The sequence below is a fragment of the Enterococcus sp. E5-162 genome (assembly GCF_035725965.1).
Classification (GTDB): domain Bacteria; phylum Bacillota; class Bacilli; order Lactobacillales; family Enterococcaceae; genus Enterococcus_B; species Enterococcus_B lactis.
In genome coordinates, this window is the sequence record NZ_JAPRFV010000024.1 from 1 (window position 1) to 14467 (window position 14467).

At 39.7% G+C, this 14467-nt stretch carries 15 protein-coding genes, 1 tRNA gene and 2 pseudogenes; 12 read left to right on the forward strand and 6 right to left on the reverse strand.

Translation table 11 applies throughout. The annotated features are described in order from the left end of the window. A pseudogene (locus OZZ83_RS14225) lies at window positions 1-91 on the reverse strand (IS982 family transposase); the annotation flags it as partial. A 233-nt stretch (window positions 92-324) separates the two neighbouring features. On the opposite strand from OZZ83_RS14225, the gene OZZ83_RS14230 reads away from it, so the two are divergent. The 7 genes from OZZ83_RS14230 to OZZ83_RS14260 all read left to right on the forward strand — a co-directional run bounded on the left by OZZ83_RS14230 (window position 325) and on the right by OZZ83_RS14260 (window position 4058). Next, window positions 325-588 carry a type II toxin-antitoxin system Phd/YefM family antitoxin gene (locus OZZ83_RS14230; RefSeq protein ID WP_002297422.1) on the forward strand — a complete coding sequence of 88 codons (264 nt, stop codon included), beginning with the start codon at window positions 325-327 and terminating at the stop codon, window positions 586-588. Beyond that, window positions 588-860, forward strand: a complete 273-nt coding sequence (locus OZZ83_RS14235) for a Txe/YoeB family addiction module toxin (protein ID WP_002314366.1) — start codon at window positions 588-590, stop codon at window positions 858-860. The genes OZZ83_RS14230 and OZZ83_RS14235 overlap by 1 nt, the downstream gene beginning before the upstream one ends. A gap of 76 nt (window positions 861-936) precedes the next feature. After that, window positions 937-1266 carry an AbrB/MazE/SpoVT family DNA-binding domain-containing protein gene (locus tag OZZ83_RS14240; RefSeq protein ID WP_002292678.1) on the forward strand — a complete coding sequence of 110 codons (330 nt, stop codon included), beginning with the start codon at window positions 937-939 and terminating at the stop codon, window positions 1264-1266. After that, on the forward strand, window positions 1256-1543 hold the full coding sequence (locus tag OZZ83_RS14245) for a type II toxin-antitoxin system RelE/ParE family toxin (RefSeq protein ID WP_325066100.1): 288 nt from the start codon (window positions 1256-1258) through the stop codon (window positions 1541-1543). Before OZZ83_RS14240 ends, OZZ83_RS14245 begins: the two co-directional genes overlap by 11 nt. Before the next feature lie 285 nt (window positions 1544-1828). Next, window positions 1829-2686, forward strand: a complete 858-nt coding sequence (locus OZZ83_RS14250; protein WP_002292680.1) for a ParA family protein — start codon at window positions 1829-1831, stop codon at window positions 2684-2686. Next, on the forward strand, window positions 2687-3235 hold the full coding sequence (locus tag OZZ83_RS14255) for a hypothetical protein (RefSeq protein WP_002292681.1): 549 nt from the start codon (window positions 2687-2689) through the stop codon (window positions 3233-3235). It begins immediately after the preceding gene. Between the two features lie 259 nt (window positions 3236-3494). Then, window positions 3495-4058 carry a S8 family serine peptidase gene (locus OZZ83_RS14260; RefSeq protein WP_002316729.1) on the forward strand — a complete coding sequence of 188 codons (564 nt, stop codon included), beginning with the start codon at window positions 3495-3497 and terminating at the stop codon, window positions 4056-4058. Between the two features lie 149 nt (window positions 4059-4207). On the opposite strand, the gene OZZ83_RS14265 is transcribed toward OZZ83_RS14260, so the two are convergent. After that, a protein-coding gene (locus OZZ83_RS14265) for an IS3 family transposase (RefSeq protein WP_119657924.1) occupies window positions 4208-5337 on the reverse strand; the annotation gives its coding sequence in 2 pieces (ribosomal slippage) (window positions 4208-5109 and window positions 5109-5337; 1131 coding nt in all). Between the two features lie 75 nt (window positions 5338-5412). On the opposite strand from OZZ83_RS14265, the gene OZZ83_RS14270 reads away from it, so the two are divergent. The 4 genes from OZZ83_RS14270 (at window position 5413) to OZZ83_RS14285 (ending at window position 8408) form a co-directional block, all read left to right on the forward strand. Continuing rightward, window positions 5413-6081 carry a 2,3-bisphosphoglycerate-dependent phosphoglycerate mutase gene (locus OZZ83_RS14270; protein ID WP_002316727.1) on the forward strand — a complete coding sequence of 223 codons (669 nt, stop codon included), beginning with the start codon at window positions 5413-5415 and terminating at the stop codon, window positions 6079-6081. 102 nt (window positions 6082-6183) lie between these two features. Further along, window positions 6184-6450, forward strand: coding sequence for an ACT domain-containing protein (locus tag OZZ83_RS14275; protein WP_002290085.1), 267 nt, complete (start codon window positions 6184-6186; stop codon window positions 6448-6450). A gap of 14 nt (window positions 6451-6464) precedes the next feature. Next, entirely contained in the window at window positions 6465-7808 is a 1344-nt protein-coding gene (locus OZZ83_RS14280) for a PFL family protein (RefSeq protein WP_002332322.1), read from the forward strand. Between the two features lie 18 nt (window positions 7809-7826). Continuing rightward, complete coding sequence (locus tag OZZ83_RS14285; protein WP_002331293.1) at window positions 7827-8408, forward strand: transposase; 582 nt, start codon at window positions 7827-7829, stop codon at window positions 8406-8408. Window positions 8409-8723: 315 nt separating this feature from the next. Here OZZ83_RS14285 and OZZ83_RS14290 read toward each other — a convergent pair whose 3' ends face one another. Next, window positions 8724-9173 (reverse strand): DIP1984 family protein, encoded by a 450-nt coding sequence (locus OZZ83_RS14290; protein WP_002331389.1) that lies wholly within the window; start codon window positions 9171-9173, stop codon window positions 8724-8726. A gap of 491 nt (window positions 9174-9664) precedes the next feature. Between OZZ83_RS14290 and OZZ83_RS14295 the strand changes: the two genes are divergently transcribed. After that, window positions 9665-11290 carry a peptide ABC transporter substrate-binding protein gene (locus OZZ83_RS14295; RefSeq protein WP_002336223.1) on the forward strand — a complete coding sequence of 542 codons (1626 nt, stop codon included), beginning with the start codon at window positions 9665-9667 and terminating at the stop codon, window positions 11288-11290. Between the two features lie 71 nt (window positions 11291-11361). On the opposite strand, the pseudogene OZZ83_RS14300 reads toward OZZ83_RS14295, so the two are convergent. From OZZ83_RS14300 to ypfJ, 3 genes and pseudogenes are all read right to left on the reverse strand, one after another. Beyond that, a pseudogene (locus tag OZZ83_RS14300) lies at window positions 11362-12647 on the reverse strand (cytochrome P450). Between the two features lie 115 nt (window positions 12648-12762). Beyond that, window positions 12763-12844 (reverse strand) — tRNA-Leu (locus OZZ83_RS14305). Window positions 12845-13186: 342 nt separating this feature from the next. Further along, window positions 13187-14080 carry a KPN_02809 family neutral zinc metallopeptidase gene (gene ypfJ, locus OZZ83_RS14310; RefSeq protein ID WP_002316719.1) on the reverse strand — a complete coding sequence of 298 codons (894 nt, stop codon included), beginning with the start codon at window positions 14078-14080 and terminating at the stop codon, window positions 13187-13189. Window positions 14081-14467: the final 387 nt, after the last annotated feature.

Consider the following 14467-nt stretch of genomic DNA (forward strand, 5'->3'; position numbering starts at 1 on the left):
AATTGTGGTATATGTTAGAAACAGTTCTCATAATTTCCTTGAATGTTATAAAAGTATCTGTATAATGTTCAGTATATTTTGATGAACGCATATGTAGTCCTCATTTCTTGGGAGTTTTGAGACTACTCTATGCGTTTTTTTGTTGATTTACCAACATGTTTAGACATTTTCCTCTAGGAAAAAATTAACTAGCACCACGGGTATAAAGGAAACGGATAACACTTTACAATGCTGTTTTGGTACTCCAATTTAAACAAAACAATCGAATTTACGTACTTAATTAAGTACGTTAGAATGGAGATATAAATTAGAGGGGGAGTAGATATGGCAAAAACAGTCTTAAATCCTAGCTCAGCACGGAAAAATTTTTATAAGTTGTTGAAAGATGTAAATGAGAATCATACGGAAATTGAAATCATTAGTGAGCGCAGTGAAAATAATGCGGTGCTTATTGGTTTGGATGATTGGAAAGCAATCAAAGAAACGCTATTACTTGAGCAAATAGGCACTTTGGGTGTTGTTCGTAAGCGAGAAAAAGATGATAGTGGATTTACTAATGTTGATGAAATTGATTGGGATAACTTATAATGAATAACTATTCTGTGATGATTAAAAACTCGGCTAAAGCTGATTTAAAGAAAATCAAACAGTCTAATTTGAAACCTCAATTTGAGAAGGTTATTCAGACTTTAAAGGAAGATCCCTATCTCCCTACCCAATCATTTGAGAAGTTAAAACCTACACATGAAGGTAGGTATTCTAGAAGATTGAATAGACAACACCGGGTTGTTTATAAGGTAGATGAAGATGAACACGTGGTTGAAATTTATTCAGCAAGGACGCATTACGAGTCACAGTAATTACTTGTAAATACATTATCTCGTGGTATAATGTATTTACTAAGTAATTACATACTGTTAGAAATGAGGGATTTAAATGATTACAAAAACAAGAAAACAAGGCAATTCAATCATGTTGACAGTACCTAAAGATTTTAATGTTCCTAATGGAGTCGAAGTTGAAGCAAAGTTGGTAGAGAATGGTATTCTTTATGAATTTGTTGAACCACAAAAAGAATTTTATGATTTTAGCGAAGATATTTTGTCTGATATAATTGCAGAAGGCTACGATAAAGATGAGATTCTTGTAGAATTTAAGAATAGAAAAAACAAAATGCATTCTTCCTTTAGAGATATTGCTGAAGATACACTTACTAATTCTAAAGTAATGACTAAAGAGGAGTTGGCAACAGAAATTGGCTTATGAAATCGTTCCTTCAAAACATGTCATTAAGTATTTAAAAAAGCTAAAAGAGAAGCCATTGAAAGAAAAATTTTTGAATTTAATTTATGATGAAATTGCGATTGATCCATATAAGGGTGAACAAAAAACTGGGGATTTATCAGGTATTTGGTCTAGTGGGTTCAAATATGCGGGCACAACATATAGAGTAGCTTACGAGATTATAGAAAACAAGGTTATTCCAGTATTCTTATGTGGAACGCATGAAAACTTTTATGAACAGTTGAAAAAATTAAACTAGTGATTTGTTGTCGTTCTTAAGAAGGACGGCTTCTTTTTTATCGAAAATCTGATTCGTCTACATGACTAAAGTCGCGAGTATTCTCTGCTTCTCGATAAATTAAATAACGTCATTACTTTGAGGAAAGCTATAAATCAATATATTTCAGCTTTTCCTTATTTATGTACTACCTTTTCCTTATTAATTATAAGGTAGTACATATATATTTTTTTTTTGGTAGTAACTAAAAATAAATATGTTATAATAGTATCAAATGAATATTGCTAAAAGAAAAGAGGTAGGAACGTGGTAGCGAAGAAATATGTAATCGGTAATTTTAAAGGTGGCGTAGGTAAAAGTACGTGCGCGCAAATGTTAGGGTTTGAATCAGCAGTTAATGAAGGAAAAAGAACCTTGATAATTGACTTGGATATGCAAGGAAATACTTCTGATGTGATGAACTTAACGCATATGAACTTCACTAACGAAGAAGGAGGCGGAGAAGGTGAACCGATTGTTTACGAAAATACTGTGACTGACGTGTTGATAAACAATCTTCCACCTAAAGAGGCTGTCTATAAAGTAATCAATAACCTCTATATACTTCCAGCAGACATGTCCTTTGAAATGTATGATGATTGGATCAAAGACCAATATAATGATTCATTATCCCAATTCAAATATATGAAAGAAAAGCTAGAACCATTATTTGATGAGTTTGACGTCATCTATTTAGATGTCCCACCTTCTATTTCTGTATATAGTAAATCCGCGATGTACATTGCGGACTGGGCAATCGTCGTCTTACAGACCCAAGTAAAATCGATGAGAAATGCGATGCAATATCTTGAGTATATGGACTTTTTTGTGAAAGAATTTGATACAAATTTATATGTTGCTGGTGTTATTCCTTTCATGTTGGAAAGCGGTGACGCAGTAGATCAGGAAATGTATAAACAAGCCCAAGAGATTTATGGGGAACATTTGATTAAAAATGTTGTACTCAAAAATGCGCGCTTAAAACGATACGACGGATCAGGTATTACGATGGAGAAGACAAAGAAAGGTCTCTTAAAACAATGGGATCGCAAAAGCCACGAATTATTTATCAGTATTTTGAAAGAATTGGAAGAACACGAGAATTGGTATGCGGAGGTGGAGTAATTGGCTGACATCAAAGGACTTGATATTTTTGGGAACAACAAAGGACTCGCCAAAATAAAAAAAGAAGCAGAAGCAAAGAAAAAGCAGCAAGCAATTACACCATCTGAAAATAAGCAATTAGAAGTGCACCAAGTTCAAGAAATAAAAACTTCCTCCAATGTTGAAAGACAGAGTAGAGGAAGAACAAAAAAAGTTGGCGCACCAATCAGAAAGTTTGATAAGGTTTATTCCACCAAGCATCCTTTAAAACTGTCGACTTTGTTAAATGCGACTTCCAGAGTTTTAGTAGAAAAGTATGAGACTAATATGACAAGAGATGAATTGCTTAGAAAAGCTTTAGATGAGTATATTAAACAGAATCTTACGCAAGAAGATAAGCAAGATTTGTTTAATGACGTGGTGAAAGAACTAGACTTGTTCAGAGAAAAATATCCAATTGTTCCAGAATTAGATGATCGTGGAGAAATAATAAGAACTACCAGTCAGATAAAACAAGATACCGAAGACTCACTGCGCAAAGGGTGGGGAATGAATAATAAAGTTAGATAATAATCAAAGAAGAACTAAGTAACTACCTTTAAACGGTAGTTACTTAGTTCTTCTTTGATTTGCGTGAAATAGAGGGGATTTATTTTTCTGATTACGTGATTAAAAAATCCAAAAAATGAGCATAGGAACGGTTATGATTTTAGGGTGTGTTTTAATGAGATATTGTGATTTCATTAACAAGTGTATGATAATCTGTTGTTGAGTTAGTAAATAAGTAATAGAGCTAACTCTAAAATAAAACTATTAGGAGGAGATGTAGATGAAAAAGTTTAAAAAGAAAATATATTTAGGATTGGTTGTTGGGGTGAGTATGTTTGGGTTCATGGCTCATACTAAACAAGTAACTGCAGATACTAACCAAAAAGAAAGGATTATGAGCCAATTAGATGACTCTCAAATAGAGTATGTACCCAATGAGCTAATTGTCAGTTTAAAGGCTACACAAAGAATTTCAACAGAGAAAAATAAACCGCAAAATTTATTGGGTGTAAAAGTTATGGTGGAAAAAGATTTGACTCTTAGGACAAATGAAAGCGATTATAATAAGCGAGATCAAGTATTATTAGTGAAATTGAACGAAGAAATTAGTGTGGAAGAGGCAGTAAGAACATTTAATGCTTCTGATATGGTCAATTATGCAGAGCCAAACTATGTGGTTGAACTAGAGCCGTTGAATGATGTTGAGGAGCCAAATACAACTGATTCTTTAGGAAATCGATCAATTATTCTTAACGATCCTAATTGGAGTAAACAAGCTAATTTAAGAGAGATTAGCATGCCATCCGCTTGGGAAGAAACCAAGGGTTTGGATCTGTGTCAATAAAGTGGACTCATTTTTTGAGAGTTTTTTTGCAACCAATCCACTCTCGAGTTGTTTCATGATTTCAGACAATCGTCAAACTAAAACCGTTTGACCATTCTCTGAAACCATGAAAAGAGATTCTCGTGGATTCGTTCAAAAAATGTGAGTAGCTATTGCGCGTGCTGCCGAGCTTGGTCTTCTGCCTGTTGTGGTGTCAGATAGCCAATTGCTCCATGAATTCGCTTGCGGTTGTACCATCCTTCAATATATTGAAACAGTTCGAGTTTGGCTTCTTCATAAGAATGATAGGTCGTTTGATAGACTTCTTCTTTCTTTAATGCCGCGTGAAACGATTCGATACAGGAATTGTCGTAAGGCGTACCTTTGCGACTATAAGAGTGCGTTATCTTGTTCGTGCGCATTGCTTCCTCAAAATCGGAGCTAGTATACTGCGAACCAAGATCGGTTTGGATGATCAGTCCGTCTGTCGGTTGTTGATTTTGGATTGCTGATTCTAGCGCATTCATCACGATTTCAGTGGTCATCTGCTTGGCGTAAGTGTAGCCGATGATCTTTTTCGAATAAAGATCGATCACAGAAGCCAGGTAGGTCCAGCCGTCTTTTGCAGTCGAGATATATGTGATATCAGCGGCCCATTTTTGATTGATGCTGGTTGTGGAGAAATCTTGGTTTAAGAGATTTGTCCGTTCTTCAACGCGCTCTTTAGAAGCCTTGGTTGGATGATATTTTTTTACGGTGATCGAATGGATGCCAAGGAGACGCATCCGTTTTTGCACCCGTTTGATCGACAAATCAAAGCCTTGCTCTATCAGCTGATGATGAATTTTCCAGGCACCATAACGTTTCTTGCTGTCTGTGTAAATCGATAAGATGGCTTTATCGATGCGTTCATTTTCAAGTTCACGCTGACTTGGTGTGTGTTTGAGTTCCTTATAATACGTGCTTGGAGCTACTTCCATTACTCGCAAAAGCATGCGCGTCGGATACTCGTTGCTCTCGTTTTCAATGAAGAGGATTTTACTGTATAAGTTTACTTCGTGAATATAGCCATTGCTTTTTTTAAGATTTCGTTCTCCTGTCGCAGACGCGTCATTTCTTTTTCCATCTGTTTAATCTGAGCGGGAGTCAGCGAACTGCCAGTAACGGGCGTGTTGCTTTTCTTCCATTTGTAAATCGTTTGTTCTGCAATGCCATATTCACGGGAAATTTCGGCAACCGGCTTACCAGTTGCGACGAGTTGAAGGATCATGTCTTTTCTTTCTTGACTGTACTTTTTCATTTAGCGAACTTCCTTTCGTTCGAGGTTATTATAGTCCTCTCCCAAAATGTGTCCACTAAATCATCCTAACACCATATGGATGTAGTACTGATGCGGCACGGGGAAAGTGAAGCAAATTTTGAAAATTATTGGACGGGATGGCTGGATGTTTCTCTGACAGAAAAAGGACAGGAACAGGCTCGTAAGGCAGGGGAAAAAATCAAAAACGCGCAGATCGAGTTTGACGCTGCATTTACGTCAGTATTGAAGCGGGCATCATTGACTTGCCAGATTATCTTAGAAGAAAGCGATCAGTTACGGATACCGACATTTAAAACCTGGCGTCTGAACGAGCGGCATTATGGCGCTTTAGTAGGGAAAAATAAGGATGAAATGGCACGAGAATTCGGGGCAGATCAAGTCAAACGCTGGCGTCGAGATTATTATGAAATGCCTCCATTAGTAGAAGAAAACCATTTTGATCGCCGTTACGCACAATTGGCAGATCAAGACATTCCTCATGGAGAAAATCTGCAAATGACGGTCCAGCGGGTCGCGCCATTATGGCAAGACGAGATCGCGCCGCTGTTGGGTTCGGGTAAGAATGTTTTGATTACCGGACATGGCAACAGTCTGCGGGCACTGGTGAAATATTTGGAGGATGTACCGGAAGACCAAATGGATACCATTGATATTCCCAATGCGCAGCCGATCCACTACCGCTTTGATAAGAACTTGCAGATCGTCAATAAATCGATCCTCTAAAGACGAATATTGGCTGAAGGAAATAGCCCTTTGTTTCAGAATTTTTCATAAAACTATCATAAATTATGGTATACTATTGAAAAAATTGGAGGAATAAGAATAATGAAAGCTATTTTAACGGTGGTCGGGAAGGACAAGGTTGGGATCATTGCCGGTGTCAGCCAGAAGTTGGCAGAATTGAATATCAATATTCTAGATGTATCTCAAACGATCATGGAAGATTATTTTACCATGATGATGATGTTGCAAATGCAACCAGAGGCTGATTTAGAAGCGATCAAGCAAGCATTGAGTCAAGTTGAAAACACGTTGGGCGTCAAAATCAGCATTCAAAATGAAGAGATCTTCAATGCGATGCATAAACTATAATTCGGAGGGAAATGATGGAAACAAAACAAATTCTTGAAACGATCCGGATGGTAGAAGAAGAAAATCTTGATATCCGGACGATCACAATGGGTATTTCATTGTTGGACTGTATCGATGCCAGCACAGAAAAGACTTGTCAAAATATCTATAATAAAATCACCAGCAAAGCGAAAAATCTTGTAAAAGTCGGTGACGAGATCGCCAGTGAATTTGGGATCCCCATCATCAACAAGCGGATCTCGGTAACGCCGATCGCAATCGTTGCTTCCGCAAGCGGCGGGCAAGACTGTGTTGCTTTTGCGCGAGTTTTGGACAAAGCCGCAAAAGTGGTGGGGATCAATTTTATCGGCGGGTATAGCGCATTAGTTGAAAAAGGCTATCAAGGAGCGGACCTGTCCTTGATCCAATCGATTCCGGAAGCCTTGGCAGAAACAGAATTTGTCTGTTCTTCTGTCAATATTGGTTCGACACGGGCAGGGATCAATATGGACGCTGTCAAATTGATGGGTGAAACCATCAAACAAACCGCCGAAGCTTCAGATATGGGCTGTGCGAAGTTGGTAGTCTTTGCGAATGCGGTGGAAGACAATCCTTTCATGGCGGGAGCATTCCACGGGGTCGGTGAAGCAGATTGCGAGATCAATGTCGGTGTCAGCGGACCGGGCGTAGTAAAACGCGCTCTGGAAAAGGTCAAAGGCGAATCTTTCGATGTGGTTGCTGAAACAGTTAAGAAGACGGCATTTAAAATCACGCGGATGGGACAATTAGTCGGTCAAATCGCTTCTGAGCGATTGCACGTACCCTTTGGTATTGTGGATCTGTCATTAGCTCCTACTCCGGCAGTTGGTGATAGTGTCGCGTTGATCTTGGAAGAAATGGGCTTGGAATCTGTCGGCACACACGGTACAACGGCCGCACTGGCTTTATTGAACGATGCTGTGAAAAAAGGCGGCGTGATGGCCTGCAACCATGTGGGAGGCTTATCAGGCGCATTCATTCCGGTTTCTGAAGATGCAGGTATGATCAAAGCCGTAGAAGAAGGCTATCTGAATCTGGAGAAATTAGAAGCGATGACCGCCATTTGTTCAGTGGGTCTGGACATGATCGCGATCCCAGGAGATACACCAGCGGAGACGATTGCGGCGATGATCGCTGATGAAGCTGCGATCGGTGTCATCAATCATAAAACAACGGCGGTGCGGATCATCCCCGCTAAAGATAAAAAAGTCGGCGATTCTGTCGAATTCGGCGGTTTGCTGGGGACTGCTCCAGTCATGCGGACGAATTCGGCGAAATCGACGGACTTTATCCAACGAGGCGGGCGGATCCCGGCACCAATCCATTCATTTAAAAATTAGGAAGATAGTGAGAAAATAATGTTTGATTCATATATATGGGATTTTGACGGGACGTTGTTCGATACGTATCCGATCATGCTTGACAGCATGATGAAAGCTTTAGAAGATCGGCAAGTAGTTGCTGATCCAAAAGCTGTTTATCGATTATTGAAAGAAAAATCTTCAAAAGCATTGACTGAAAAATATCATTTGGACTTTCGAGAATTCTCAGATGATTTCCATCAATACGAAACGCTTGATACACGCCAACCTGTCACATTTGATCATGTGTATGACACATTGACGCAATTGAAACAACAAGGATCTAAACATTATATCTTGACTCATCGTACGATCGCTTCGACTCGCAAATTGTTAGTAAAAGAAGGAATGTTAGAATTTTTTGAAGAAAACGCTAGGCGCCTGGCACTCATCTTCCTCCCTCCCTACAGCCCTCAGTTGAACCTAATGGAAGGCGTTTGGAAGTGGCTCAAGGAATCGGTCATCAACAATGTTTTTTTTGACCACGTCCAGAAAATCAAACAGTCGGTCCGCGGTTTCTTAGCCGATGTAAACGAGCGTCCCCTTGAGGTGATTGACCGACTGTGCGTGCGGATGTAAAGTATTTAATTCAACCTATATAGCTAAACGATCAAAGATTCCTTGATCTGGTTTCCTATGTTAAAAACGGATCAGGGGGTCTTTTGCTTTTGAAAGAGGTCTTGTTGAAAAAAAACCTCTGTTTACCTTTTGAGTAACAAAAGATAAACAGAGGCACCCACCTTGTCAAACCAGCACGTGGTCGTTAATTGAAAAATATAAGTTGTACGCTTGTAACTGAACAGCAGTCATTAAACTGGTCCCTGCCAGACCCCATTGGTGTACATATAAGCCTGTACCTGCTTTGTGCTCGCTTTTGACTCCCACCCAGCTGTTTTATAAATCAACAAGCCAATTTGTTTGTTGAATCTGCCCGTCTAATTCACGTAAGGCTTTTGCGGTTTGATTCAAACGGTCGGTGATTTGCTTGGTATCGATCGTTCGGATCATACGAATCTCATTACGTCCCATCCGTGGAGCAACCTTGGCTGCTTCCAATGTTGCCGTTAGCATCGCATGCGAACGCCTTAAAGCTTCCCGTTTCTCTAATGCAGCAGCAATCGTTTCTTGTTCACCGATTTTGGCGACCGCATTTCGCTGATTGATTGCAATGACCAACTGGGCAAATTCTTGGTTTGTTGTTTCATAATCCAGCAGTAAGTCGTCGATGCTGCGGTCTAACGTATCGCCTTCTTGGATCACGGCACTACTGGCAATCTCTTCTCGTAACAGAGTGAGTTTGGATTCAAGATCTCTTCGTAGTAATAATGCTTCAGCAAGTTTCATTGATTTCATCCTTTCGAGCAAGGTTTCTTTTCTTTATCTTAGAAAAAAAAACACTAAGCTGGCAAGTATTTGCCCTCCAAAAAGTCTCGAAGCCATTATTGAAAAGATTGAAAATTCTAAAAACTGTTTGACTTGAAAAACGAGGAATAGTGTACTTTTATCAATTCAGTAGAATATAGGACATCGATGAGAAGAGTAGCTTTGATGACTGTTTAAAGAGAACCCGGGTTGGTGAGAAAGGGGACAGAACGCTAAGTGAAGATGAGCTCAGAGTCTTTTAACTGGTTTACGCTGGTTAGACGGAACGCAGCCGTTATCCTGCCGAGTATGCATACGTACTGATGAGGTGTTATTTGTAAAAATGACACGAAAAAGGGTGGTAACACGAAGTCTTCGTCCCTTTGTTGATCAATGATGATCAGCAAAGGGACGAGGATTTTTTTATTTGATCAAGCTTGCAACTCGCAAGTGAAAAGGAAAGAGGAGAGTAAATGAAAAAGGGTTTGGTTGTTGTAGGAATTTTAAGTTTTTTGTTAGCAGGATGTAGCACGACTGGATCGTCCGCAAAGGAGACAGATCCAGAAGTTCAAGAGATTTCAGTCAGCTTACCGGCAGAGTTGACAACATTAGATACGACGCAAACAACGGATAAAGTTACGTTTACCGTTATCCAGCATCTTTTTGAAGGGTCGTATCGTTTTGATGAAAAGAGTCAGCCAGTTCCCGGTTTGGCGGAGGAAGCAGTCATCAGTGAAGATGGCAAGACATATACCTTTAAACTAAAGGAAGAAGCCAAATGGAGTGATGGGCAGCAAGTGCAAGCAGCAGATTTTGCTTATGCTTGGAAGAAACTGGTCGATCCTAAAACCATGGGGCCTAATGCGTATCTTTTAGACAATGTCGTCAACAGTCAAGATATTCGCGAAGGGAAAGCAGACATTGCGACGATTGGCTTAGAAACACCGGATGAAAAGACCTTTGTCGTCCATTTGGAACAGCCGCAACCTTCTTTTTTATCGGTGGTGTCGATTGGCTGGTTAGCGCCTCAAAGACAGTCTTATGTTGAAGAAAAAGGGACGGCATATGGGAAAACAAGTGAAGACTTGCTCTATACGGGACCTTTCATTCTGAAAGACTGGCAACAGACCGGTGCAGAATGGACGCTTGCCAAAAATCCTGAGTATTACGATCAAGCGGTAGTTAAGTTGGATAAAATCAAAGGTTCCACGATCAAAGAGGAGAATACTGGAATCCAGTTGTTTGAAAGCGGAGAGTTGGATCTGCAAAAAATCAGCGGACTCTATGTGCAACAGTACCAAAATAATGACTCCTTAGTCACTCAAAAGGATATTGCCAACTATTTTTTAGATTTTAATAAACAGGCAAATAAACCATTGTCAAATGTCCACCTTCGTAAAGCCATCGCTTTGGCGATTGACAAAGAGAGTCTCGTGAATGATGTGTTGAACGATGGAGCAAGCGTATTGAATGGCCTTATTCCCAGTGGGCTTTATGCCAATCCGAATACCAATGAAGATTTTCGCACTTATAGCGGGGACTACAATGAATACGATAGTAACAAAGCACAAGCAGAATGGAGTCAAGCACAATCAGCTATCGGTGACAAAATTGAACTGACTTTATTGGTAACAGATGATGATCACGGACAAAAAATCGGTGAATATCTGCAAAATCAGCTTCAAGATCATTTGCCTGGTTTGACGATTACAATCAATAAACAACCACGAACGAATTTGAATCAATCACGAGCAGATGGTCAATATGAGTTGTCGATTTCTGGTTGGATTGCTGGCAGCAGTGACTTGGACTCTTATTTCAATTTATATAAAAAAGGTTCTTCTTACAATTACGGTGGATATGTCAACGAGGACTATACGGCATTGACAGAAAACGCACGTACCGTGGATGCCAATGATCCAGATAAAGTATTTGAAGATTACAAATCAGCAGAATCAATTCTGTTAGCAGAAGATGCAGCTCAAGTTCCTCTATATCAGAGTGCATCAAATTATTTGATCAGGTCAACGATCAAAGATATCCAATTTCCCGCATACGGTGCCTATTTTTATTTCCGTACGGCATCTGTAGAGAAGTAAGCAAAAAACGCAGCCCTAAGCTTGCTTGGGCTGCGTTTTTGTGAGCTGCACTTAATAACAACGATCAGTAGTTACTCATTTTCTGTGGTCATTGCAGCTTCTTTAAATAAGAGAACTTTACTTTCTGGATAGGTTGGAAAGTGATTCATTGGAATCTTCCAATCTTGTTCAGGAACTTCAAACTGATAGTGGTTGACCAGTAAATCACTGAACACGCGCAACGTATGCAAGGTGATCCATTCACCAGCACAGCGGTGCATTTTGCGGAAATCACCGCCTCCTTGTGCGATCATTTCATATTCTTCCTCATAGGAAATGGCTTGTGTACGTCCGACAAAGCGATCCACTTTGAAGTCATCTGGCTGATCAAAGGTTCTCGGATCATGATTCGTACCATAAATATCTTGGACGACCCAGCTGTCCTTAGGGATCAGATAACCATCGACGACAACATCTTGCAAGCTAATGGCGGGCATCATTGGAAAGAAAGGATAAAAGCGGCGTAATTCTTGAATAAATGAATCCTGTAACTCCGAAAAGTTTTGTTTAAGTGCTTGGTAGATGGTCGTTGTACTAAAAAGGGCATGTCCCATCAAAGCGATCCAAACGGTTAAAGCAACCGTAGGGCGGATGATATTTAACAGATCGACGGCTGCAACTTCGATCGGCAGTAAATTACCTTCAAGATCAGTGGCAGTAGCGAAAGTATAAAGTGCTAATGATTCTTTGCCAGCAACAGGATGTTGATGAGCTTCTTCAATCAATCCTTGAGCCCATTTCTCAGATTTTTTACGATATTCGACGCCTCTTAAATGGGCGACAGGGGAGGTGACAGTCCCGCTGAACATAGCAACTTGATAAAATCAGCTAACTCACTGATCTCTAATTGAGACAGTGGTGCTAGATTGATTCCTGACCATTCACAAATCGTTTTGAATAGAACATTTTTTGTGAGTGAAAAAAGCTCAAAGGTACCGGATTGTTTATCCAGTTCATGAGAAAGGTTTCGTTCCAACAAATCATGGTAATCGGTCATTCTCTCAGGTGTCATCAAGTCCATAAAGTAGTTTTTCCGATGGTGATGTTGTTCCCCGTCTAAAATTTGAACCCCCTCTTCACCTAACAAGGTTGAACGGACGAGTTTAGGCATTGCTCCTTCACGTTTAAAGTTTCGTGGATCATAAAAAATTTTTGCTGCTTCTTTTCCATAAATGGCAATCACTTCTTAATTCAGAAATTTTACTCTAACGACTGGGGCATTCACCTCAGACCGTAATTCTCCTAAGATTTCATAACCAGCATCAAAGAGTTCTTTGACCTCAGTTAATTTGATTTTCGCTGTTGGTACTTCTTTCATTGGATTTCCTCCTATCTTTTTCCTATTGATATACTTCTAGCTTAAGCTTTTTTCTTTATTTAGACAAAAGAAACACATAAAAAAGAGCAGATCATCCAAGATGATCTGCTCAAAATGCGGAAGATGGGAGTTGAACCCACACGAGATATACTCACACGCGCCTGAAGCGTGCGCGTCTGCCATTCCGCCACTTCCGCGCATAAATAACCTTAGCGCATTTTGAGAATTTTGGCAAGAAAAAAAATAAGTCTGTCAGCGGGGACTGACAGACAAGGAGTAAAAAATGAAAAAGTTGGGTTGTTTGTTGGGTTATTTATATAGTAACCGGAAAATATGAAAAAATTGTGATTAACCCTTAGCGTTTTAAAGAAAAAAACAGGCCAAAGGTTAAAAAAAACTAAAATAGCACCATGAAAAAAAAGGGCCTGCCAGCGGGGACTGGCAGGCAAGGAGTAAAATGAAAAAGTTAGGGTTTGTTGGTATGAATAAACTATACCGCCCAAATGTGAAAAAAGAGTGACTAAAAAGGAACGTTTTTGTTATGATCCGTAGACCAAATCAAGGTTTTTTTCATTGAAGGTGTCTCCATGCTCCAAATCACCATATTTGAACCCCCGGTTGAACCATTCAACTCGTTGTTTTGAAGTCCCATGAGTAAAACTATCTGGTACGACATATCCTTGGTATTCCTTTTGTAACGTATCATCACCGATGGCATTAGCAGCTGTGATAGCCTCTTCGATATCACCAGCTTCTAAAATCGGTTGGCCGTTATAAGTTTTTCCTTGTAGATACTTGGCAAATGTACCGGCTAAATAATCCGCTTGTAGTTCCAAACGAACACTATATTGATTGTATTCTTTTTCAGAAACCTGTTGGCGGATCTTATCGAGTTGCTGTGTAATACCAAGTTCGTTTTGTACGTGATGACCAACTTCATGAGCAATGACATAGGCCATAGCAAAATCTCCGCTGGCCCCATACTTTTGAGAAAGTTCTGTTGCAAAGCTGAGATCCAGATAAACATTTTGATCGGCAGGGCAATAAAAGGGACCAACTTGAGAAGTTGCATTCCCACAAGCCGATTGAACACTTCCTGTAAATAAAACCAGTTTAGGATCTTGATACGTAGTCTGTTCTGCTTCAAAAACACCATTCCAATAATCTTCCAAATGGCCGAAGACGACAGCGGAGAATTCTTTTTCCTCTGTATACTCGTCTGAAGCCACATTTTCTGTTTGATAATTAGCGGCTTGTCCGCCTCCCAAAATATCTGTGACGGAGTTTAAATCACCTCCACTGAATAGAAAAAAGAGGACTGCGATAACAATCGTACCGATACCACCGCCGGCCATTATTTTTCCTCCTGAACCTGCGGAACGACCAGAGCGGTCTTCCACATTGGAACTTTGTCTACCCCCACGCCATTTCATTTTGTTTCCTCCTCATTTGACTGTTTACATTTATTATAAGAGAAAACGAGGAAGATGAGAAAAGTTTGGCTTGCTTGAAGCGATTTTGCGGAACAAACGACCGATATTACTATCAAGGGAAAGGGTGTGCACACCTTTTAATCATTTTTTAATCTAACAATTGGTCTTCATATTTGTTAAGGTATCACTAGAATAAAGGTAGAGGGTGAGCAAATGAAAAACAATTATTCTTTGATCGAAGACCGACGCATGCAAATTTTGGTTCTGTTGCAAAGTTTTCCAAGAAATCTATTTTAGTGTAAAATTGAGAAAAAAGACAGAGAGGACAGAGTAATGAATCATTTTAAAGGCAAACAATTCAAAAAAGACGTCATTATTGTCGCTGTT

What these genes read in the sequence shown, in the direction of transcription:
- OZZ83_RS14230 (WP_002297422.1), top strand. Translation starts at nt 325, where the DNA reads ATGGCAAAAACAGTCTTAAATCCTAGCTCAGCACGGAAAAATTTTTAT.
- OZZ83_RS14235 (WP_002314366.1), top strand. Translation starts at nt 588, where the DNA reads ATGAATAACTATTCTGTGATGATTAAAAACTCGGCTAAAGCTGATTTA.
- OZZ83_RS14240 (WP_002292678.1), top strand. Translation starts at nt 937, where the DNA reads ATGATTACAAAAACAAGAAAACAAGGCAATTCAATCATGTTGACAGTA.
- OZZ83_RS14260 (WP_002316729.1), top strand. Translation starts at nt 3,495, where the DNA reads ATGAAAAAGTTTAAAAAGAAAATATATTTAGGATTGGTTGTTGGGGTG.
- OZZ83_RS14270 (WP_002316727.1), top strand. Translation starts at nt 5,413, where the DNA reads ATGGATGTAGTACTGATGCGGCACGGGGAAAGTGAAGCAAATTTTGAA.
- OZZ83_RS14275 (WP_002290085.1), top strand. Translation starts at nt 6,184, where the DNA reads ATGAAAGCTATTTTAACGGTGGTCGGGAAGGACAAGGTTGGGATCATT.
- OZZ83_RS14280 (WP_002332322.1), top strand. Translation starts at nt 6,465, where the DNA reads ATGGAAACAAAACAAATTCTTGAAACGATCCGGATGGTAGAAGAAGAA.
- OZZ83_RS14285 (WP_002331293.1), top strand. Translation starts at nt 7,827, where the DNA reads ATGTTTGATTCATATATATGGGATTTTGACGGGACGTTGTTCGATACG.
- OZZ83_RS14290 (WP_002331389.1), bottom strand. Translation starts at nt 9,173, where the DNA reads ATGAAACTTGCTGAAGCATTATTACTACGAAGAGATCTTGAATCCAAA.
- OZZ83_RS14295 (WP_002336223.1), top strand. Translation starts at nt 9,665, where the DNA reads ATGAAAAAGGGTTTGGTTGTTGTAGGAATTTTAAGTTTTTTGTTAGCA.
- ypfJ (WP_002316719.1), bottom strand. Translation starts at nt 14,080, where the DNA reads ATGAAATGGCGTGGGGGTAGACAAAGTTCCAATGTGGAAGACCGCTCT.